Source organism: Streptomyces sp. NPDC028991, from assembly GCF_055564775.1.
The window spans coordinates 203928-223812 of the sequence record NZ_JBVHVP010000009.1 but is presented as its reverse complement, the minus strand read 5'-3'; the positions used below and the strand labels follow the sequence as shown (position 1 = coordinate 223812).

Below are 19885 nucleotides of genomic sequence, written 5' to 3'. Positions count from 1 at the left end.
GGACATGACGCGGAGCAGTGTGCACGGGGAGGACACGCGACAGGGCGCATCGGGCGCCCCCGAGCGTGCGGAGGCCGCCGTCGACGGCACGGAGGCCACAGAAGGCACGGAAGGAAAGGAAGGAAAGGAAGGCACCGACGACGGCGGCGGTGCCGAGGCGGGCAGACGCCGGCCCCGCAAGGGACGCCGGGTGCTGCGCTGGACGGCGGTGACGCTCGCCGTGCTCACAGCCGGTACGGCCTGCGCCGGATACCTCTACTACGAGCGCCTCAACGACAACATCAAGAAGGACGTCCTCAACCTGGGCGACAACAAGGTCGCCGCCCCGACGCCGAACGCGGCCGGGCAGACCCCGCTCAACATCCTCGTGATCGGCTCGGACGCGCGGGACAGCGAGGAGAACCAGCAACTCGGCGGTGCCCGCGAGACGTTCGGCTCCACGCCGCTGGCGGACGTGCAGATGCTGGTGCACGTGTCCGCCGACCGCAGCAACATGTCGGTCGTCAGCATGCCGCGCGACACCCTCGTGAAGATCCCCAAGTGCACCGACCCGGACGACGGCAAGGTCTATCCGGCGAGCGAGGGCCGGACGATGACCAATCAGAGCCTCGGACACGGCGGCCCTGGCTGCACGGTGGCCACCTGGCAGGAGCTCACCGGCATCCACATCGACCACTTCGTGATGGTCGACTTCACGGGCGTGGTGTCGATGGCGGACGCCGTCGGCGGCGTCCCGGTCTGTGTGGACGCCAACATCCACTCGCGCGACAGCCAGGGCCACGGCTCCGGCCTGAAGCTGGAGAAGGGCACCCACCCGGTCAAGGGCGAGCAGGCCCTGCAGTGGCTGCGCACCCGCTACGGCTTCGAGGACGGCAGCGATCTCGCGCGGGCGAAGGCCCAGCACATGTACCTGAACTCACTCGTCCGGACGCTGCGCGAGAACGCGACGCTGAGCAGCCCGAACAGGCTGCGCAGGCTGGCCGAGGAGGCCACCCGGGCGCTCACGGTCGATCCGGGCCTCGACACCGTCAAGAAGCTGTACGACGTCAGCAACGAGCTGCGCAAGGTGAAGCCGGAGCGCATCACCATGACCACGATGCCCAACCGGTACGTGGGCGCCCGCGTGGAGCCGACCGAGGACGCGGAGCAACTCTTCCGGCTGGTGCGGGAGGACATCGCGCTGGACGGCAAGGACGCGAAGAAGAAGGCCGACGAGGAGGCGGCGGTCTCGGACGACCCGGCCGCGGCCGACGACGAGATCGCGGTCCAGGTGCGCAACGGCACCCGCACGGACGGCCTCGGCGCGGCCCGCGGACGCGCGAACACGGTCGCCGGGCTGCTGGTGGAGCAGGGCTTCGCCAAGGCGGTCGCCGACCCCTCGACGCTGCCGAGCGAGGACCGTACGGTCGTCCGCTACCCGAGCGCCGACCTGGAGGGCGACGCACAGCGGATCGCCAAGGCCCTGGGCGTCCCGGCGAGTTCGGTGCAGCGCTCGACCGACGTCTCGGGTGTCACACTCGTCGTGGGCGCCGACTGGCGCGAGGGTACGGCGTACCGGGCGCCCGCGTCCGACGACCGCACGCCGGAGTCGGCCGAGGCCCTCAACGGGGCGGACGAGAGCGCCTGTATGCACGTGGACCCGGCGTTCACCTGGTCCTGAGCCGGGTCAACTGGTCCCGGCGGCGTCGGTGTCGGCGGCCGGCTGGACCGCCGGGCGCCGGGAGGCGATGACCCGCTTGGCCAGTGACCGCGGGCTGGTCAGGAAGCCCCAGCCCCACGACATGTGCATGGTGGCCAGGGCCACGGGGATCTGTGCCCGCGCCTTGAGCCCCAGCCCCTTGCCGGCCGGGACCGAGCCGGCGGCGATCGCGGCCAGGTAACCACCGGGGATCACGAAGCCCCACGGGGTCAGCGCGACGCCCACCACGACACCGGCCGCGATGGCGCACACGGCCGTCGGCGGGGCGAGGTAGCGCAGGTTGATGGAGCCGGAGTGGTAGCGGGCGACGACGTGCCGCCAGCGGCCGTAGTCCTTGTACTGCTTGGCCAGCGCCCGCACGCTCGGGCGCGGGCGGTAGGAAACCTTCAGCTCCGGCGAGAACCAGATCAGGCCGCCGGCCTCGCGGATGCGGAAGTTCAGCTCCCAGTCCTGGGCGCGGATGAACTCCTCGTTGTACCCGCCCTGCCGCTCCAGCGCCTCGCGGCGGAACACGCCGAGGTAGACGGTCTCGGCCGGGGCCGCCTCGCCGCCGGTGTGGAAGGCGGCGTTGCCCACGCCGATCTTCGACGTCATCGCGGCGGCGACGGCGTCCTCCCAGGCGTTCTCGCCCTCGGCGTGCATGATGCCGCCGACGTTCTGCGCGCCGGTCTCCTCGAGGAGCCGTACGGCCGTGGCGATGTAGTTCGGCGACAGCATGCCGTGGCCGTCGACGCGGACGACGACGGGATGGCGGGACGCCTTGATCGCGGCGTTCAGCGCGGCGGGCGTACGGCCGGTGGGATTCGGCACGGTGTGCACGCGCGGATCCTCGGCGACGAGTTCGGCGGCGATCTCTTCCGTACGGTCCGCGGAGGGACCGACGGCGATCACGACCTCCATCTCGCCGGGGTACTCCTGGGCGAGGATGGCGCGGACGGCGCCGCGCAGATGCCGCTCCTCGTTGAGGACGGGCATGATCACGGAAACGGCGGGCAGCCGCACGTCGGACTTGGCGTTCATCGGTGCTCACGTTACCGCGAACGGGGGACACGGGTGCGCGCCGCGGGGGTCACAGCCCCGGGCAGCAGATCGTATGGGCCTACGGTGCTCACGGATCCCACGTCCGGCCGCCCGGCCCGTCCCCGCGGAGGTGTCACCTTGCCCACGCCGCCCCGCTCCCCACGGGTCCCGGCCGCGTCCCCCCGGGGCGGCCCTCCGCCGCAGCGCGGTGGACCGCGTCCGTCCCGCCGCCCGCCGAAGCCCCCCGTACGGCGGAAGAAGCCGCGCTGGGCCATGCGGGCGGTGACCGCGCTGTCGGTGGTGGTGCTCGCCTCCGCCGGGATCGGGCACGCGGTGCTCTCCAGCCTGGACTCGGACATCTCCCGCGTCGACGCCTTCAAGGACATGAAGAACCGGCCGCGGGCCGGCGACGGCATGAACGTCCTGCTGGTCGGCACCGACGGCCGTGACCGGATCAGCGAGGAGGAGCGCAGGAAGTACCGGCTCGGCGGCGCTCCCTGCCACTGCACCGACACGATCATGATCGTGCACATCTCGGAGGACCGGGAGCGCGCGAGCGTGGTGAGCCTGCCGCGCGACTCGTACGCCGAGACGCCCGACCACACCGACCGCACCACCGGCGAGCACCACAAGGGGCACCCCCTCAAGCTGAACGCGGCCTACGCCGAGGGCGGCCCGCAGCTGACCATCCGCACGGTCGAGAACATGACCCGGGTGAAGATCGACCACTATCTGGAGGTCGACTTCACCAGCTTCATGAAGACGGTGGACGTCCTGGGCGGCGTGGAGATCTGCACCGCCGAGCCGCTCAAGGACAGCCACACCGGACTCGACCTCCCGGCCGGCACCCACCAACTGCTCGGCGGGCAGGCGCTGCAGTACGTCCGCGCCCGTCACCTCGACGGTGCCTCGGACCTGAGCCGGATGAAGCGCCAGCAGCGCTTCCTGGCCGCCCTGATCGACCGGGCGACGTCCTCCGGGCTGCTGCTGAACCCGCTGAAGTTCCGCGACGTCACCCAGGCGGTGCTGGGCTCGGTACGGGCCGACAAGGGCTTCGGCACCGACGAACTGCTGGCGCTGGGCCGGGCGATGCGGAACTTCTCGCCCTCCTCCTCCGAGTTCACCACCGTGCCGATCGGGCAGATGGGCTACGCCGTCAAGGGTGTCGGCTCGACGCTGAAGTGGGACCCGGCCAAGTCCGAGCGGATCTTCGACGCCCTGCGCCAGGACGAGCCGCTGGCCGAGCCGAAGCCGAAGCCCAGGGGTCCCGCGCCGGTACGGGTCCCGGTGGACCCGAAGCAGATCCGGGTCCAGGTGGAGAACGGCACGCACACGCGGGGGCTGGGCAAGCGGGTGGACGACGCGCTGGCCGCGACCGGGTTCCGCACCACCCGGGCGCCCAGGAACGCCACCGACCGGGCGGTCGAGCGGACCGTCGTCGCCTTCGACCCCCGCTGGGACCGCTCGGCGAAGTCGCTGGCCGCCGCCCTGCCCGGCAGCGAGCTGCGGCCGGTCAAGGGCCAGGGCCCGACGCTGAAGGTGGTCGCGGGCGCCGACTTCAAGCAGGTCGTGAAGGTGCGGCCGGCGGACCCGCCGCAGGAGTCGGGCATGGTGGTGCGGGGCGACGAGGTGGTGTGCGGGAAGAAGTGACCCGCTGGGGCCCTTCCGGTCTCAGTTGCCGGAGACGGTGACCTTCTCGTCGTTCTTCAGCTGCTCGACCAGCTTCTTCACCTTGGCGTCGTCCCACTTGAGGTTGGAGCCGACGCTCCCCGAGACCGGCATGTTCATCGACGTGCCGTCGCCGCCGCTGACGCTCTTCATCGCCCAGAACATGCTCGCCAGGTCGAACAGGCCCATGTCCTTGTCGACGATGAGGGAGTCCAGGCCGGCGCCCATGGTCGGGTACAGCTTGAACGGGTTGAGGACGGTCGACGGGGTGGCCACCTGGCTCGCCAGCGCCGACAGGAACTTCTGCTGGTTCTTGGTGCGGTCCAGGTCGGAGCCGGCCAGCGCGTACCGGGTGCGGACGAAGGCGAGGGCGTCCTGGCCGTCCAGGGTCTGCTTGCCCTTCTTGAAGTCGGCGCCGGACTTCGGGTCCTTGATGTCCTGGGGGATGTCCATCTCGACGCCGCCGACCGAGTCCACGATGTTCGCGAAGCCGGCGAAGCCGATCTCCACGTAGTGGTCGAGGCGCAGCCCGGTGTTGTGCTCGATGGTGCGCACCAGCAGTTCGGGGCCGTCCTCCGCGTACGCGGCGTTCAGCTTCACGTGCCGGCCCGTGCCCTTGTACGTCTTGCCGGACTCGGAGCCGACGAAGCTCGGGATCTCCACGTCCGAGTCACGGGGCAGCGAGATCAGCGTCGACCCGTTGTCCCCGGTGTGCAGGATCATCATCGAGTCGGTGCGCTTGCCCTCGGCGGAGCCGGTGTGCAGGTCCTTCTTCTGCTCGTCGGTCATGCCCTCGCGACTGTCGGAGCCGACGATCAGGTAGTTCGTGCCCTCGCCGGCCCCGGGCCGCTCGATGACCTTGGACAGGTCGACCTCGCGGTTGAGCTTGGAGTCGGCCCAGAAGTAGGTGCCTACGGTGGTGACGACCAGCGCGGTCACCACCGTGATCGCGGTCCACTTGATCCGGCGGCGCCAGTCCGGCGCGGGCCGGCCCGGGCCGGGGCCACCGGGGCCGGGCCCCCGGCCGCCGGCGCCGCCGTAGACCTGGCCGGTGTTGTAGCCGCTGTCGTACTGGTCCTGGCCGCCGTAGCCCTGGCCGTCGACGTACGACGGCTGCTGCGGCACCCCGGCGCCGTACGGCGGGGCCGACGGGCCCGGGCCGGGCGGCGGCGCCGCGCCACGGCGGACCTGCCGCATCACGCGCGCGCTCTCGGGCCGTGCGCTCGCGCTGCCGCGTCCGTACCGGCCGCCGCGGTTGTCACCGGACCATCCCTCGGGCCAATCATTCATGCGCACCAGTGTGCAGGTCCGCCCTACGCGCCATACAAGGGTCGTCGGAAAATAGGGTCGGCGCTGTTGCGAAGCTGACACAAAATACGCGGCTGTGGTCCCGGCATAAGGTGGAGGCCATGACAGACCAGGCAGAACAGGCCTCGGCCGCGCAGTCGGCGACTCCGGAGATCCCGGGCAAGCCGACCTCGGCGTCCCGCACCACCCTCAGCCACATCATGACCCACAGCGACACCAACCTGCTGGGCACGGTGCACGGCGGAGTGATCATGAAGCTCGTCGACGACGCGGCGGGTGCCGTGGCCGGACGGCACTCCGGCGGCCCCGCCGTCACGGCGTCCATGGACGAGATGGCGTTCCTCGAACCCGTCCGGGTCGGCGACCTGGTCCATGTGAAGGCCCAGGTCAACTGGACCGGCCGGTCTTCCATGGAGGTCGGCGTCCGGGTCCTGGCCGAACGCTGGAACGAGTCCACCCCCGCCACCCAGGTCGGCTCGGCGTACCTGGTCTTCGCCGCGGTCGACGCGGACGGCAAGCCGCGCACGGTCCCGCCGGTGCTCCCGGAGACCGAGCGGGACAAGCGCCGCTACCAGGAGGCCCAGATCCGCCGCACCCACCGCCTGGCCCGCCGCCGCGCGATCATGGACCTGCGCGAGCGGCGGGTGGCGGAGGGGTACGAGGACTGACGGACCGGGGCCGGCCGCGCTCGCGGTCGGGGACACCGGTCCCCGGCCCGCTCGCCCCTTCTCCCGGCCACGGCGGGCCTCGCCCACGGCGCCGACGGCGGCCCGCAGGGAACAGGGCCGCCGCCCGCGCCGCGCGAACTTACGGCAGGTTGCGCGCCATCACGATGCGCTGGACCTGGTTGGTTCCCTCGTAGATCTGCGTAATCTTCGCGTCGCGCATCATGCGCTCCACCGGGTAGTCGCGGGTGTAGCCGTAACCGCCGAGGAGCTGGACCGCGTCCGTGGTCACCTCCATCGCCACGTCCGAGGCGAAGCACTTGGCCGCGGCGCCCTGGAAGGTCAGGTCGCCGTCGCCGCGCTCCGACTTGGCCGCGGCGGCGTACGTCAGCTGGCGGGCCGCCTCGATCTTCATGGCCATGTCGGCGAGCATGAACTGGACGCCCTGGAAGTCGGCGATCGGCTTGCCGAACTGCTTGCGCTCCTTGACATAGCCCTTGGCGTAGTCGAGGGCGCCCTGGGCGATGCCGAGGGCCTGGGCGGCGATGGTGATGCGGGTGTGGTCCAGCGTCTTCATCGCGGTGGCGAACCCGGTGCCCTCCTCGCCGATCATGCGGTCGGCGGGGATGCGGACGCTGTCGAGGTAGACCTCGCGGGTCGGGGAGCCCTTGATGCCGAGCTTCTTCTCGGGGGCGCCGAAGGAGACGCCCTCGTCGGACTTCTCGACGACGAAGGCGGAGATGCCCTTGGAGCGCTTGGCCGGGTCGGTGACGGCCATCACCGTGTAGTACTCCGACTCGCCCGCGTTGGTGATCCAGCGCTTGACGCCGTCGAGGACCCAGAAGTCGCCGTCGCGGACGGCCTTGGTCTTCATGCCGGCCGCGTCGGAGCCCGCGTCGGGCTCGGAGAGGCAGTAGGAGAACATGCCGTCGCCCTTGGCGAGCGGGGTCATGTACTTCTTCTTCAGCTCCTCGGAGCCGGAGAGGATCACCGGCAGGGAGCCGAGCTTGTTCACGGCCGGGATGAGGGAGGAGCTGGCGCAGACGCGGGCGACCTCCTCGATGACGATCACCGTGGAGAGGGCGTCGGCGCCCGCGCCGCCGTACTCCTCGGGTACGTGCACCGCGTGCAGGTCGTTCGCGGTCAGGGCGTCGAGGGCCTCCCGCGGGAAGCGGGCCTCCTCGTCCACCGCGGCGGCGTGCGGCGCGATCTTCGCCTCGGCCAGGGAGCGGACGGCGTCCCGGAGCATGTCGTGCTCCTCGGACGGGCGGTACAGGTCGAAGTCAGCCGATCCGGCCAAGGTCTCTCACGCTCCAAAAAGCTGTGCTGCTGGGCACGCTAACTACCGTTAAGTAACACGAATTTTAGAGCGCCCTCCGCGTCGTGGATAGGTGAGCTTGACGACAGCCGCCCGAAGGTCTTCGGCCGCGCCCCGGATATGCTCGGGCGCGCACCTCAGCCGTACACCTCTGGAGCACCCATGGCCCTCAAGATCACCGTGATCGGTACCGGCTATCTCGGCGCGACCCATGCGGCGGCGATGGCCGAGCTGGGTTTCGAGGTCCTGGGCCTGGACGTGGTGCCCGAGAAGATCGAGATGCTCCAGCGGGGCCAGGTCCCCATGTACGAGCCGGGTCTGGAGGAACTCCTCCGCAAGCACGTCGCCGGGATCGAGGGGGCCAGCGGACGGCTGCGCTTCACCACCGACTTCGCCGAGGCCGCGGCCTTCGGCGACGTGCACTTCCTGTGCGTGAACACGCCGCAGAAGCACGGCGAGTACGCGTGTGACATGTCGTACGTCGACTCGGCGCTGGCCTCGCTCGCGCCGCATCTGACGGGACCCGCGCTCGTCGTCGGCAAGTCGACCGTGCCGGTGGGCTCCGCCGACCGGCTGGCCGCCTACCTCGCCGAGCACGCGCCGGCCGGCGACGATGCCGAACTGGCCTGGAACCCGGAGTTCCTGCGCGAGGGCTTCGCCGTGAAGGACACGCTGCACCCGGACCGGATCGTGGTCGGCGTGCGCAGCGAGCGGGCGGAGAAGCTGCTGCGCGAGGTGTACGCGACGCCGGTGTCGGAGGGCTCGCCGTTCGTCGTCACCGACTTCCCGACGGCCGAGTTGGTGAAGACCTCCGCGAACTCCTTCCTCGCCACCAAGATCTCCTTCATCAACGCGATGGCGGAGGTGTGCGAGGCCGCGGACGGGGACGTCGCCAAGCTGGCGGAGGCGATCGGGTACGACGACCGGATCGGGAAGAAGTTCCTGCGGGCCGGGATCGGGTTCGGCGGCGGCTGTCTGCCGAAGGACATCCGGGCGTTCATGGCGCGCGCCGGTGAGCTGGGCGCCGACCAGGCGCTCACCTTCCTGCGCGAGATCGACTCCATCAACATGCGCCAGCGCGGCCAGATGGTAGAGCTGACCCGGCAGGCACTGGGCGGCGGCCCCTTCCTCGGCAAGCGGATCGCGGTGCTGGGCGCCACCTTCAAGCCCGACTCGGACGACGTACGGGACTCCCCCGCGCTGAACGTCGCCGGCCAGGTGCACCTCCAGGGCGCCCAGGTGACGGTCTACGACCCCAAGGGCATGGACAACGCCCGACGGCTGTTCCCGACGCTCGGCTACGCCGACTCGGCGCTGGAGGCGGTGCGGGGCGCCGACGTGGTGCTGCACCTGACGGAGTGGCGGGAGTTCCGCGAGCTGGATCCGGGCGCGCTGGGCGAGGCCGTGACGGCGCGGGTGATCCTGGACGGGCGCAACGCCCTGGACCCGCAGGCCTGGCGGAAGGCCGGCTGGACGTACCGGGCGATGGGTCGTCCGACGGCGTAGCCCGTGCCCGGTGAACGGGTGACGCCGGTTCGGCCGAGGCTCAGTCGGCCGAACCGGCGTCTTCTGCATTCTGCCCCAGGGGACGGCCCGGCGGCCGGTGAACTCCCTGTGGATCACGCCTCCTTGGCCCGGTACCGGCGCATCTTGGCGCGTGCCCCGCACACCTGCATGGAGCACCAGCGGCCGCGTCCGGCCGGGCTGCGGTCGTAGTACGCCCAGTGGCAGTCGGCGGCCTCGCACGCCTTGAGCCGGGTCCAGGTGCCCGCGACCAGTGCCTCGGCGACGGCGGCGGCGACACGGGCGGACAGCGAACCGTCCCGGGCCGGGGCGAGGGCGGCGGAACCGTCGGCCGCGTCGACCGTCACCACCAGCGGGGCCCCGGCGAGCAGCTCGCCGAGCGGGGTCACCGTGCGGTGCGGCGGGTGGCCGGCGTGGGCGAGCAGGGTCGCGCGCAGGGACTCGCGCAGCTCGCGGGCCCCGGGGACGTCGTCCTCCGTCAGGCCGAACCGCGCCCGGCCCTCCGGTGTGTCCAGCGAGTCGGCGCCCGTCTCGATGTCCAGCGTGTTCACCAGGGTCTCGACCAGGTCCAGGCCTCCCGGTGCGGGCGATCTCTCACTCATGCTTGCGACGTTACCGCCAATAAGGCAGCATGCAGTAACCGTTACTGGTTACCCGCGCTTTGCCGGTAACCGAAGTAAGCGGACTTCAAGGAGGAAGTCATGGCTGTCGCCGAACTGGGCGTCGTCGTTCTGGACTGTCCCGACCCCCACGCATTGGCCCGCTTCTACGCCGACGTGCTCGGCGGCACCGTCGAGGACAAGAGCGACGACCAGTACGAGTGGGTCGACCTGAACCTGCCCGGCGGGCAGACGCTGGCCTTCCAGGGCTCCCCCGGCTACGTACCGCCGAAGTGGCCCGGGCCCGACGGCGCGCAGCAGTTCCACCTCGACCTCGACGTCAAGGACCTGGACGCGGCGGAGAAGGCCGTGCTGGAGCTGGGCGCGAGGCCGCTGGACGCCGAGGACCGGGCCCGGACCTTCCGGGTTTACGCGGACCCGGCCGGGCACCCGTTCTGCCTCTGCGCCTGCTGAGCGAGACCCAGACCGCCCACACCGGAAGGTTCACCATGGCACCCGTGGCACGTTTGCGTTCCGTCGTCGTCGACTGTCCCGAGCCCCGCGAGCTGGCCCGTTTCTACGCGCAGGTCGGCGGCGGCACCCCCGAGGAGCAGGACCCCGACTGGGTAGTCCTCCAGGTGCCCGGCGGGCCGCGGCTCTCCTTCCAGCGGGCGCCGGGGCTGACCCCGCCGGAGTGGCCGCGCGCCGACCGCAACGCCCAGCAGTTCCACCTCGACTTCGACGGCGGGGCGACCTGGGAGGAGATGGACGCGGCGCACGAGAAGGTGCTCGCGCTGGGCGCCCGGCCGCTGGACCTGGAGGACCGGGAGAAGAAGGACTTCATGGTGTACGCCGATCCGGCGGGGCATCCGTTCTGCCTGTGCCGGATCGAACACGCGTGACGGTTGTCCGGCGAGTCCGGCAAGCCGCTCAGCCGTCGAGTCCGGCGAGCCGCTCAGCCGTCGAGTCCGGCGAGCCGCTCAGCCGTCGAGCTCGGCGAGCCGCTCAGCCATCGAGCTCGGCAATAGTCGCCGTCGACGGCTCCCGGCGCAGTTGCGCCGCCTTCGCGGTGAAGGCCGCGCCCCGCAGGACGCGCTGGACGTTGCCCCAGGTCAGCAGGGCCACGTCCGCCTCGGCCCAGCCGCGTCGCAGCAACTCGGCGATGAGCCGGGGGTAGCAGGAGGCGTCACCGAGCTCCAGCGGATGGGCCGTGCCGGCGTCGTAGGTGCCGGACAGGCCGACGCTCTGCGGGCCGGCCACCGTGCGGACGTGGTCGAGGTGGTCGGCGACGTCCCGGACGGTCGGGCCGGTCTGCTCGGCGGTCAGCGGCACCATGCACAGGCCCCCGGCCGCGCCCAGCTCGACGAGCAGGTCGTCGGGGAGGTTGGCGGGGTGCGGGCGCAGGGCGCGGGCGGCTGAGCGGGTGCACAGCGCCGGCGCCTTGGAGACGGCGAAGGTACGGCGGATGGTCTCGGCGGAGGCGCCGGAGAGGTCGGTGACGACGCCGAGCCGGTTCATCTCGCGCACGGCCTCCTCCCCGAAGCGGGTCAGCCCCGTCTCGCTCGCCCAGGCCGCCCCGGTCAGCGTGATCACGCGCAGGCCGAGGGCGTGCAGGGAACGCAGGATGCCGAGGCAGTCCCCGAGGGCGGCGGCGCCGGCGGGGCCGGGCAGCACGGCGACCCGGCCGCAGTTGCGGGCGTCGATGGCCTGCCCGGCGTCGTACGCCAGGCGCAGCCCCTCCGGATGGGCCCGGACGACCATCTTGACCAGGTCCAGCTGCTCCAGGGTGGCGCCGACGGCCCGGTCCCCGTCGATGGCGTCGGGCAGGTGCAGCGCCCAGAACAACGCCCCCACATGGCCCTCGCGGAGCCGGGGCACGTCGGTGTCGACGGCGCTCTCACCGAGCTCCAGGTCGTACCAGGGCAGGTGCTTGAGCGCCCAGGCCAGGCCGCTGTAGCCGTCGGCGACGGGGTGGGCGGCCAGCACCGCGTGCGCCCGGGTGAGCGGTTCGTCGTCGGGGTCGGACACGGGCGCGTAGGGCTCCGGCGGGAAGGCCTCCGCGGCAGGCGGCACGGGCAGGTCGACGAGCCCGCCGGCCTCGGCGCTGGTGTGCAGGTCGTCCTGGAGGTCTGCCATGGCGGGCTCCGTACGGTCGTCGTGCGTTACCGTCACCGTCGCACGGAGCGGAAAGGGCTTCCTGGTGGGTGGGGCGTTCGGGGGTACGCCGCTCAGTCCCGGGCCGCCGCCTCGATGACCTCGTCCAGGGTGTCCCGGGAGCGGAGCAGGTCGGCGACCATCCGGTCGATGCGGGCGCGCTCGGCGGTGAGGTCGGCGACCAGCTTCGGCGAGGCGGCGGCCGAGGGGCCGCCGTCCCCGTCCCGCATGCAGGGCAGGAGCTGCGCGATCTTGGCGCTGCACAGGCCGGCCGCGTACAGCTCCTGGATCCGGACGACCCGGTCGACGGCCGCCTCCGCGTACTCGCGGTGGCCGCCGGGCGTGCGCTCGGCCGCGAGCAGGCCCTGCTTCTCGTAGTACCGCAGCGAGCGTTCGCTGACGTTCGTACGCCGGGCGAGTTCACCGATCCGCATCCGCACGTCTCCTCACCGGGTCTCCGGAGCTTGATTCTGACATCAGTGTCAGGTTCTACCGTACGGGCATGTCGAACACAACAGAGCTCTTCGCGTCCGCCCCGCTCGGCCCGCTCACCCTCCCCAACCGTCTGGTGATGGCCCCGCTGACCCGCAACCGCGCCGAGGCCGACGGCACCCCGACCCCGCTCATGGCCACCTACTACGCCCAGCGCGCCGCCGCCGGGCTGATCGTCGCCGAGGCGGCGGCACCGAACGCGGTCGGGCAGACCTACCCGAACATCACCGCCGTCCACAGCGCGCGGCACGTGGCGGGCTGGCGGCAGGTCACCGACGCGGTACGGGAGGCGGGTGGACGGATGTTCCTCCAGCTCCAGCACGGGGGCCGGGTCGGCCATCCCGCGACCAGCGGGCTGACGCCCGTCGCGCCCTCGCCGGTGCCGCTGCCCGAGACGGTCTTCACGCCGCAGGGGCACCGTCCGGCCGTCGTCCCGAGGGAGATGAGCGAGGAGGACATCCGCACCACCGTCGCCGACTTCGCGCGCGCCGCCCGCAACGCGCTCGACGCCGGGTTCGAGGGCGTGGAGGTGCACTCCGCCAACGGCCACCTCCTGCACCAGTTCCTGGCCGCCAACACCAACCGCCGCACCGACGGCTACGGCGGGCCGGTCGCCGCGCGGATCCGGTTCACGGCCGAGGTGGTCGAGGCCGTCGCCGCCGAGATCGGCGCCGAGCGGGTGGGCCTGCGGGTCTCCCCCGGCAACACCGTCAACGGCATCGCGGAGGGCGAGACCGAGGAGATCTACCCGGCGCTCACCGAGCGGCTCGGCGGGCTCGGGCTCGCGTATCTGCACCTGGTGTACGCCGACCCGGACGCGCCGGTGTTCCGGAAGATCCGCGTCGGCTGGCCCGGGGTGCTGATCGCCAACCCGGTGCTGGGCGAGGAACTCTCCACGGGCGCCGTGCGCCGCGCCTCCGAGCGGCTGCTGGACGCCGGGGCCGACCTGATCGCCCTGGGCCGGCCGTTCCTCGCCAATCCCGACCTGGTGGAGCGGCTGCGGCTGGACGCGCCGCTGAATCCGGTACGGGACCGGTACTTCATGTACGTGGGCGGGGCGACCGGCTACACCGACTACCCCGCCCTCGATGACGGGACCGCTCAGCCGTCCAGTGCTTCGAGCGTGGCGTTGGACGGCCCCCGCGTGGCCTGAAGCCCCCGGGCCACGTCCTCCGCGGCGCCCAGCACCCGGACCGCGTTCTTCCAGGTCAGCTTGGCCAGGTCGGCCTGGGACCAGCCGCGGTCGAGCAGCTCGGCGATCAGGTTCGGATACCCGGAGACGTCGCCGAGGCCGTCGGGTGTGAAGGGTGTGCCGTCGTAGTCGCCGCCGATGCCGAGGTGGTCGACGCCGGCGACCTCGCGCATGTGGTCGAGGTGGTCGGCGACCGCGGACACCGTGGCGACCGGGCGCGGGGTGCCCTCCTCGAAGGCGCGGTGGACCTTCATCGCCTCGGGGCTGGTGTCGAGGTGGTGGAAGCCGTGCGCGCGCATGTTGTCGTCCGCGGCGGCCGTCCAGTCCACGGCCGCCTGGAGCACGAACTTCGGCACGAACGTCACCATCGCCATGCCGCCGTTGGCGGGCAGCCGCTCCAGCACGTCGTCCGGGATGTTGCGCGGGTGGTCGCAGACGGCACGCGCGGAGGAGTGCGAGAAGATCACCGGCGCCGTCGACGTGTCCAGCGCGTCGCGCATCGTCGTCGCCGCCACGTGCGAGAGGTCGACCAGCATGCCCTCGCGGTTCATCTCCCGCACGACCTCGCGGCCGAAGGCCGACAGGCCGCCGACGACGGGCTCGTCGGTCGCCGAGTCCGCCCACGCGATGTTGTCGTTGTGGGTGAGGGTCATGTAGCGCACGCCGAGCGCGTGCAGCGCGCGGAGGGTGGCGAGCGAGTTGTCGATGGAGTGGCCGCCCTCGGCGCCCATCAGCGACGCGATCCGGCCCTCGGCGCGCGCGGCCTCCATGTCTGCGGCGGTCAGCGCGGCCCGCAGGTCCCCGGGGTGGCGGTCGATCAGCCGCCGTACGCAGTCGATCTGCTCCAGCGTCGCGGTCACCGCGCCCGGCAGGTCCGAGCGGACGTACACCGACCAGTACTGCGCGCCGACGCCGCCGGAGCGCAGCCGGGCGAGGTCGGTGTGCAGGTGGGCTGACTGGTCGGCGGCGATGTCGCGGGCGTCGAGGTCGTAGCGGACCTGCTCGCGCAGCGCCCAGGGCAGGTCGTTGTGGCCGTCGACGACGGGGAACTCGCGCAGCAGCTCCCGGGCCTGGTCGAGGGAGGTCACGGGCCTCACTTCCCGAAGCCGAAGGCCGCGGAGCCCTCGACCTTGGTGCGCAGCCGCTTGCCCTTCTCAGTGGCCTGGTCGTTGAGGTCCTGCTGGAACTCGCGCATCCGGGCCAGCAGCTCCTCGTCGTGCGCGGCGAGCATCCTCGCGGCCAGCAGACCGGCGTTGCGGGCGCCGCCGACCGAGACGGTGGCGACGGGGACACCGGCCGGCATCTGCACGATGGACAGCAGGCTGTCCATGCCGTCCAGGTACTTCAGCGGCACGGGCACGCCGATGACGGGCAGCGGCGTGACGGAGGCGAGCATGCCGGGCAGGTGGGCGGCGCCCCCGGCCCCGGCGATGATCGCCTTCAGTCCGCGTCCGGCGGCCTGCTCGCCGTACGCGATCATCTCGTGCGGCATGCGGTGCGCGGAGACGACGTCGACCTCGTAGGCGATCTCGAACTCGTCGAGTGCCTTGGCGGCGGCCTCCATCACGGGCCAGTCGGAGTCCGACCCCATGACGATGCCCACGACCGGACCGACCGGGCTGGCCTGGCTCATTCGGTGATCGTCCCTCTCAGGTAGCCGGCAGCGTGACGGGCGCGCTCCAGCACGTCGTCCAGATCGTCGCCGTAGGTGTTGACGTGGCCCACCTTGCGGCCGGGCTTCACGTCCTTGCCGTACATGTGGATCTTGAGCTGGGGGTCGCGGGCCATGCAGTGCAGGTACGCGGAGTACATGTCCGGGTAGTCGCCGCCGAGGACGTTGACCATGACCGTCCACGGGGCACGCGGGCGCGGGTCGCCGAGGGGGAGGTCGAGGACCGCGCGGACGTGGTTGGCGAACTGCGAGGTGATCGCACCGTCCATCGTCCAGTGGCCGGAGTTGTGCGGGCGCATCGCCAGTTCGTTGACGAGGACGCGGCCGTCGCGGGTCTGGAACAGCTCGACGGCGAGGTGGCCGACGACGTCCAGTTCCTTGGCGATGCCGAGCGCCATCTCCTCGGCCCTGAGCGCCAGCGCCTCGTCGAGGCCGGGGGCGGGCGCGATCACCGTGTCGCAGACGCCGTCCACCTGCCGGGACTCGACGACGGGGTACGCCACCGCCTGGCCGTGCGGGGAGCGGACCACGTTGGCGGCCAGCTCGCGGACGAAGGCGACCTTCTCCTCCGCCAGCACGGGCACACCGGCGCGGAAGGGCTCGGCGGCCTCCTCCACGGAGTCCACGACCCACACGCCCTTGCCGTCGTACCCGCCGCGGACCGTCTTGAGGACGACGGGGAAGCCGTCGCCCTCGGTGGCGCCCTCCGCGGCGAAGGCGGCCACGTCGGCCGGATCGCTCACGATCCGGTGCCGTGGGCAGGGCACGCCGATCGCGTCGAGCTTCGCGCGCATCACGCCCTTGTCCTGGGCGTGCACGAGCGCGTCGGGGCCGGGGCGCACGGGGATGCCGTCCGCCTCCAGGGCCCTGAGGTGCTCGGTCGGCACGTGCTCGTGATCGAAGGTGATCACGTCACAGCCGCGCGCGAACTCGCGGAGCGTGTCCAGATCGCGATAGTCGCCGATGACGACTTCGTTCACGACCTGCGCCGCGGAATCCTGAGGAGTGTCACTGAGGAGCTTGAACCTGATGCCCAGCGGGATGCCCGACTCGTGTGTCATACGAGCGAGCTGGCCACCGCCGACCATGCCGACTACCGGGAACGTCACACCCCTAGCGTATCGGCCGCGCGGGGCCCACCCGTTTACCGGCCGTTTCCCCGGGGGCAGGACCCCCCTTTCCCGTCGCCCGGCGTCCGTCGGCAGGAAGATCACGCGTCCGGGTGGTTAGCATGAACGGATTGACGCCAACCGATGGACGGGGGCCTGCACGACCATGGGACATGGTTCCTCGGGTGCTCATACGGCTGCCCCCACGCCCCCCGCGCCCCGCGGCGCGGTGCGGGAGCGGATCGACCGGCTGGTCCGTGAGGTCGTGAAGTTCGGCGCGGTGGGCGGTGCCGGAGTCCTGGTCAACCTCCTCGTCTTCAACTTCGTGCGGCACGTGACCGACCTCCAGGTGGTGCGGGCCAGCATCGTCGCGACCATCGTCGCGATCGTCTTCAACTACCTGGGCTTCCGCTACTTCACCTACCGGGACCGCGACAAGAGCCGCCGGACCCGCGAGATGACGCTGTTCCTGGTGTTCAGCGCGGTCGGACTGGTGATCGAGAACGGCGTGCTGTACACGGCGACGTACGGCTTCGGCTGGGACAGCCCCCTGCAGAGCAACATCTTCAAGTTCCTCGGCATCGGGATCGGCACGCTGTTCCGCTTCTGGTCGTACCGCAGCTGGGTCTTCCGGGCGCTGCCGGCCCGCGAGCCGGTGACCCGGGCGGAGACCTTCCTGGAGCACGAGCAGCCGACGGCGGTACGCACCACGGACGGCACCCCCGCCGCCCACCGCTGACGGCGGCCGGGCCGGCCCGGCTTCCTAACGGACCGTGTCCCCCGAGTCCCCGGACGACTTCTTCGGCGGCGGCGTGCGGGACAGGAACAGGCCGAACACCGGGGGGCGGCCCTGGAGCAGCTCCAGCCGGCCGCCGTCCGCCTCGGCGAGGTCGCGGGCGACGGCCAGGCCGATGCCCGTCGAGTTCCGCCCGCTGATCGCGCGCTCGAAGATCCGCGCCCCCAGGTCGCCCGGAACGCCGGCCCCCTCGTCGGTGACCTCGACCACCGCCTGGTTGCCGGTCACCCGGGTCCGCAGGGCCACCGTGCCGCCGCCGTGCATCAGGGAGTTCTCGATCAGCGCGGCCAGCACCTGCGCCACCGCGCCCGGAGTGCCCACGGCCGTCAGATGCCGTTTGCCGGAGCTGACGATCGCCCGCCCCTCACTGCGGTAGGCGGGGCGCCACTCGTCGATCTGCTGCTGGATGACGTCGTCCAGCTCGAAGGTGACGGCGGAGCCGCTGCGCGGATCGCGGGAGTTCGTCAGCAGCCGGTCCACGACGTCCGTCAGCCGCTCCACCTGCGACAGCGCGATCGTCGCCTCCTCCTTCACCGTCTCCGGATCGTCGGTGAGGGTGATCTCCTCCAGCCGCATGGACAGCGCGGTGAGCGGCGTACGCAACTGGTGGGAGGCGTCGGCGGCCAGGCGGCGCTCGGCGGTGAGCATGCGGGCGATGCGCTCGGCGGAGGAGTCCAGCACGTCCGCGACCCGGTCCAGCTCGGGGACGCCGTAGCGTTTGTGCCGCGGGCGCGGGTCGCCGGAGCCGAGGCGTTCGGCGGTCTCGGCGAGGTCGGTGAGCGGGGAGGCGAGGCGGTTGGCCTGCCGGATCGCCAGCAGCACCGCGGCGATCACCGCGAGCAGCGCCACCAGGCCGATGATCAGCAGCGTCCGGCCGACCTCCTGGGTCACCGCGGAGCTCGGCTCCTCGACGAGGACCGTCTCGCCCTCCTCACCGGTGGCCCTGCCGCGGATGACCTCACCGGTCGGTCGGCTGCCGACCTCGATGACCGGCCTGCCGGGGATCCGGATCTCGGCGTACCGGGCGTCGCGGATCTGCTCCCGCAGGAACTTGGCGTCGACCGATCCGGTGCCGAGCAGCCGGCTGTCCACGATGCTGGCCAGCCGCACCGCCTCCAGGTCGACCCGCTCCTGGGCGGTGCTGCTGATCGTCCGGGTCTCGACGATCACGAGGGAGACGCCGAACACGGCGATCACGACGAGCACCACGGCGAGCGTGGACTGGATCAGTCGACGGCGCATGTCCTCTTACCCGGGCAGGCCCTTCGGGCACTCAGCTCATCTTGGGGGGGTCGGTTCTTCTGGAGGTCCGGTCGTTCTGGAAGTCCCGGTGTTCTGGAGGCCCGGTCGTTCTGGAAGTCCGGTGTTCTGGAGGTCCGGTGTCCTGGAGGTCGGTCCTTCTCGGAGTCAGTTCTTCTCGAAGCGGAAGCCCACGCCGCGCACGGTGGCGATGTAGCGGGGATTGGCCGCGTCGTCCCCCAGCTTCTTGCGGAGCCAGGAGATGTGCATGTCGAGGGTCTTGGTCGACGACCACCAGGTGGTGTCCCAGACCTCGCGCATCAGCTGGTCGCGGGTGACGACCCGGCCGGCGTCGCGCACCAGCACCCGCAGCAGGTCGAACTCCTTGGCGGTGAGCTGGAGCTCGTCCTCGCCCATCCAGGCCCGGTGCGACTCGACGTCGATGCGCACGCCGTGCGTGGAGGGCGGCTGCGGCGGCTCGACGGCACCGCGCCGCAGCAGGGCGCGGACCCGGGCGAGCAGCTCGGCCAGGCGGAAGGGCTTGGTGACGTAGTCGTCGGCGCCCGCGTCCAGACCGACGACGGTGTCCACCTCGTCGGCGCGCGCGGTCAGGATGAGGATCGGTACGGCATGGCCCTCGGACCGCAGCCGGCGGGCGACCTCCAGCCCGTCCATGCCCGGCAGACCCAGATCCAGCACGACCAGGTCGATGCCGCCCTGCAACCCGGCGTCGAGTGCGGTGGGTCCGTCCTCACGCACCTCGACCTCGTACCCTTCCCGGCGCAGTGCGCGGGCCAGCGGCTCCGAGATGGACGCGTCGTCCTCGGCGAGCAGTACACGGGTCATGAGCTGATGGTAGTCCGCTCGGAGCAGCGCCCGGGGCGTGATCGCACCGAGCGGCTCTTACCTACGGACAAGCCGGACACCCGCCACACGTCCCGCCCGGCCGGTCCTCCCGCCGCCCCCTGTCGACCGCCATCGCCCTGCTGTCGACCTGCTGTCGACCTGCTGTCGCCCACTGCCGACCCACTGTGCGAACCTGCGGCTGTGGGGTGGCATCCTGTGATGCACCTTCGAAAGATCGTTCGCGGTTCCATTATTACCTGTGATCCGCGTCTCAAGTCCTTCCATACCGGGCGGTGTCCTGCCGTATGGTGAATCAGCGCCTGTAGCACCCAGGGGACCTTTGGCGACAGTTCGACGCTAAGGGTCTCTTTTGTGTGCGGGTCGGCCCCCACGGCCGGCCTCGAAAGGAATGACCTGTGGCCGGGCCTCACCGCGTGCACTGACGCGCGCAGAGGCGTGGATCCCGGTGGCCGCCGTCCACCGCTTCGCAACCCGGAGCGGAATCCCTCAGGCGTGGGGTGGGCGGATGAACGGCCGCCGGTGCCGGCCGCCCCCCACCGGGCGCGCATCGCCTCGTGAGCGCG

General features: G+C 71.7%; 19 protein-coding genes. 8 read left to right on the top strand and 11 right to left on the bottom strand.

Going from position 1 to position 19885, the window contains the following annotated elements; all coding sequences use genetic code 11:
• Positions 1-4: 4 nt before the first annotated feature.
• Positions 5-1660: an LCP family protein gene (locus ACZ4V1_RS20405; protein ID WP_468337847.1), complete on the top strand. Its 1656-nt coding sequence runs from the start codon at positions 5-7 to the stop codon at positions 1658-1660.
• 6 nt (positions 1661-1666) lie between these two features.
• Here the strand turns inward: ACZ4V1_RS20405 and ACZ4V1_RS20400 are convergent, their stop codons facing one another.
• The gene (locus ACZ4V1_RS20400; protein WP_468337844.1) at positions 1667-2719 is read right to left on the bottom strand and encodes a glycosyltransferase family 2 protein; all 1053 of its coding nucleotides are present in this window, start codon (positions 2717-2719) and stop codon (positions 1667-1669) included.
• A 138-nt stretch (positions 2720-2857) separates the two neighbouring features.
• Between ACZ4V1_RS20400 and ACZ4V1_RS20395 the strand changes: the two genes are divergently transcribed.
• Positions 2858-4369, top strand: a complete 1512-nt coding sequence (locus tag ACZ4V1_RS20395) for an LCP family protein (protein ID WP_468337841.1) — start codon at positions 2858-2860, stop codon at positions 4367-4369.
• 21 nt (positions 4370-4390) lie between these two features.
• Here ACZ4V1_RS20395 and ACZ4V1_RS20390 read toward each other — a convergent pair whose 3' ends face one another.
• Positions 4391-5677, bottom strand: a complete 1287-nt coding sequence (locus tag ACZ4V1_RS20390; protein WP_468337838.1) for an LCP family protein — start codon at positions 5675-5677, stop codon at positions 4391-4393.
• 119 nt (positions 5678-5796) lie between these two features.
• On the opposite strand from ACZ4V1_RS20390, the gene ACZ4V1_RS20385 reads away from it, so the two are divergent.
• Positions 5797-6363: an acyl-CoA thioesterase gene (locus ACZ4V1_RS20385; protein ID WP_468337835.1), complete on the top strand. Its 567-nt coding sequence runs from the start codon at positions 5797-5799 to the stop codon at positions 6361-6363.
• Between the two features lie 139 nt (positions 6364-6502).
• On the opposite strand, the gene ACZ4V1_RS20380 is transcribed toward ACZ4V1_RS20385, so the two are convergent.
• Complete coding sequence (locus ACZ4V1_RS20380) at positions 6503-7660, bottom strand: acyl-CoA dehydrogenase (RefSeq protein ID WP_468337832.1); 1158 nt, start codon at positions 7658-7660, stop codon at positions 6503-6505.
• A 180-nt stretch (positions 7661-7840) separates the two neighbouring features.
• On the opposite strand from ACZ4V1_RS20380, the gene ACZ4V1_RS20375 reads away from it, so the two are divergent.
• The gene (locus ACZ4V1_RS20375; protein ID WP_468337829.1) at positions 7841-9184 is read left to right on the top strand and encodes a UDP-glucose dehydrogenase family protein; all 1344 of its coding nucleotides are present in this window, start codon (positions 7841-7843) and stop codon (positions 9182-9184) included.
• 113 nt (positions 9185-9297) lie between these two features.
• On the opposite strand, the gene ACZ4V1_RS20370 is transcribed toward ACZ4V1_RS20375, so the two are convergent.
• On the bottom strand, positions 9298-9804 hold the full coding sequence (locus ACZ4V1_RS20370; protein ID WP_468337825.1) for a CGNR zinc finger domain-containing protein: 507 nt from the start codon (positions 9802-9804) through the stop codon (positions 9298-9300).
• Positions 9805-9903: 99 nt separating this feature from the next.
• Between ACZ4V1_RS20370 and ACZ4V1_RS20365 the strand changes: the two genes are divergently transcribed.
• Together ACZ4V1_RS20365 and ACZ4V1_RS20360 are read left to right on the top strand one after the other, a co-directional pair.
• Positions 9904-10275: a VOC family protein gene (locus tag ACZ4V1_RS20365; RefSeq protein ID WP_351388778.1), complete on the top strand. Its 372-nt coding sequence runs from the start codon at positions 9904-9906 to the stop codon at positions 10273-10275.
• Between the two features lie 35 nt (positions 10276-10310).
• Positions 10311-10703 carry a VOC family protein gene (locus ACZ4V1_RS20360; protein WP_468337821.1) on the top strand — a complete coding sequence of 131 codons (393 nt, stop codon included), beginning with the start codon at positions 10311-10313 and terminating at the stop codon, positions 10701-10703.
• A 103-nt stretch (positions 10704-10806) separates the two neighbouring features.
• Here the strand turns inward: ACZ4V1_RS20360 and ACZ4V1_RS20355 are convergent, their stop codons facing one another.
• Complete coding sequence (locus tag ACZ4V1_RS20355; protein ID WP_468337818.1) at positions 10807-11937, bottom strand: dipeptidase; 1131 nt, start codon at positions 11935-11937, stop codon at positions 10807-10809.
• A 92-nt stretch (positions 11938-12029) separates the two neighbouring features.
• Entirely contained in the window at positions 12030-12389 is a 360-nt protein-coding gene (locus tag ACZ4V1_RS20350) for a MerR family transcriptional regulator (RefSeq protein ID WP_468337815.1), read from the bottom strand.
• Positions 12390-12457: 68 nt separating this feature from the next.
• Between ACZ4V1_RS20350 and ACZ4V1_RS20345 the strand changes: the two genes are divergently transcribed.
• On the top strand, positions 12458-13600 hold the full coding sequence (locus ACZ4V1_RS20345; protein ID WP_468337811.1) for an alkene reductase: 1143 nt from the start codon (positions 12458-12460) through the stop codon (positions 13598-13600).
• Here the strand turns inward: ACZ4V1_RS20345 and ACZ4V1_RS20340 are convergent.
• The 3 genes from ACZ4V1_RS20340 to ACZ4V1_RS20330 are packed head-to-tail and all read right to left on the bottom strand — an operon-like array spanning position 13549 to position 16420.
• Positions 13549-14727, bottom strand: coding sequence for a dipeptidase (locus tag ACZ4V1_RS20340; protein ID WP_468337808.1), 1179 nt, complete (start codon positions 14725-14727; stop codon positions 13549-13551). The genes ACZ4V1_RS20345 and ACZ4V1_RS20340 overlap by 52 nt on opposite strands.
• 5 nt (positions 14728-14732) lie before the next feature.
• Complete coding sequence (gene purE / locus ACZ4V1_RS20335; RefSeq protein ID WP_468337805.1) at positions 14733-15272, bottom strand: 5-(carboxyamino)imidazole ribonucleotide mutase; 540 nt, start codon at positions 15270-15272, stop codon at positions 14733-14735.
• On the bottom strand, positions 15269-16420 hold the full coding sequence (locus ACZ4V1_RS20330) for a 5-(carboxyamino)imidazole ribonucleotide synthase (protein ID WP_468337802.1): 1152 nt from the start codon (positions 16418-16420) through the stop codon (positions 15269-15271). The genes purE and ACZ4V1_RS20330 overlap by 4 nt, the downstream gene beginning before the upstream one ends.
• A gap of 166 nt (positions 16421-16586) precedes the next feature.
• Here ACZ4V1_RS20330 and ACZ4V1_RS20325 point away from each other — a divergent pair, with 166 nt between their 5' ends.
• Positions 16587-17159 carry a GtrA family protein gene (locus tag ACZ4V1_RS20325; protein ID WP_468337800.1) on the top strand — a complete coding sequence of 191 codons (573 nt, stop codon included), beginning with the start codon at positions 16587-16589 and terminating at the stop codon, positions 17157-17159.
• A gap of 24 nt (positions 17160-17183) precedes the next feature.
• On the opposite strand, the gene draK is transcribed toward ACZ4V1_RS20325, so the two are convergent.
• Both draK and ACZ4V1_RS20315 read right to left on the bottom strand, forming a co-directional pair.
• On the bottom strand, positions 17184-18458 hold the full coding sequence (gene draK / locus ACZ4V1_RS20320) for a two-component system sensor histidine kinase DraK (RefSeq protein WP_468337797.1): 1275 nt from the start codon (positions 18456-18458) through the stop codon (positions 17184-17186).
• A 165-nt stretch (positions 18459-18623) separates the two neighbouring features.
• Positions 18624-19301: a response regulator transcription factor gene (locus tag ACZ4V1_RS20315; protein ID WP_468337794.1), complete on the bottom strand. Its 678-nt coding sequence runs from the start codon at positions 19299-19301 to the stop codon at positions 18624-18626.
• Positions 19302-19885: the final 584 nt, after the last annotated feature.

Excerpts from the sequence above, each read along its gene's own strand:
- ACZ4V1_RS20400 (WP_468337844.1), bottom strand. The coding sequence starts at position 2,719 with ATGAACGCCAAGTCCGACGTGCGGCTGCCCGCCGTTTCCGTGATCATG.
- purE (WP_468337805.1), bottom strand. The coding sequence starts at position 15,272 with ATGAGCCAGGCCAGCCCGGTCGGTCCGGTCGTGGGCATCGTCATGGGG.
- ACZ4V1_RS20390 (WP_468337838.1), bottom strand. The coding sequence starts at position 5,677 with ATGAATGATTGGCCCGAGGGATGGTCCGGTGACAACCGCGGCGGCCGG.
- ACZ4V1_RS20345 (WP_468337811.1), top strand. The coding sequence starts at position 12,458 with ATGTCGAACACAACAGAGCTCTTCGCGTCCGCCCCGCTCGGCCCGCTC.
- ACZ4V1_RS20365 (WP_351388778.1), top strand. The coding sequence starts at position 9,904 with ATGGCTGTCGCCGAACTGGGCGTCGTCGTTCTGGACTGTCCCGACCCC.
- ACZ4V1_RS20315 (WP_468337794.1), bottom strand. The coding sequence starts at position 19,301 with ATGACCCGTGTACTGCTCGCCGAGGACGACGCGTCCATCTCGGAGCCG.
- ACZ4V1_RS20360 (WP_468337821.1), top strand. The coding sequence starts at position 10,311 with ATGGCACCCGTGGCACGTTTGCGTTCCGTCGTCGTCGACTGTCCCGAG.
- draK (WP_468337797.1), bottom strand. The coding sequence starts at position 18,458 with ATGCGCCGTCGACTGATCCAGTCCACGCTCGCCGTGGTGCTCGTCGTG.
- ACZ4V1_RS20405 (WP_468337847.1), top strand. The coding sequence starts at position 5 with ATGACGCGGAGCAGTGTGCACGGGGAGGACACGCGACAGGGCGCATCG.
- ACZ4V1_RS20375 (WP_468337829.1), top strand. The coding sequence starts at position 7,841 with ATGGCCCTCAAGATCACCGTGATCGGTACCGGCTATCTCGGCGCGACC.
- ACZ4V1_RS20325 (WP_468337800.1), top strand. The coding sequence starts at position 16,587 with ATGGGACATGGTTCCTCGGGTGCTCATACGGCTGCCCCCACGCCCCCC.
- ACZ4V1_RS20350 (WP_468337815.1), bottom strand. The coding sequence starts at position 12,389 with ATGCGGATCGGTGAACTCGCCCGGCGTACGAACGTCAGCGAACGCTCG.
- ACZ4V1_RS20370 (WP_468337825.1), bottom strand. The coding sequence starts at position 9,804 with ATGAGTGAGAGATCGCCCGCACCGGGAGGCCTGGACCTGGTCGAGACC.
- ACZ4V1_RS20355 (WP_468337818.1), bottom strand. The coding sequence starts at position 11,937 with ATGGCAGACCTCCAGGACGACCTGCACACCAGCGCCGAGGCCGGCGGG.
- ACZ4V1_RS20385 (WP_468337835.1), top strand. The coding sequence starts at position 5,797 with ATGACAGACCAGGCAGAACAGGCCTCGGCCGCGCAGTCGGCGACTCCG.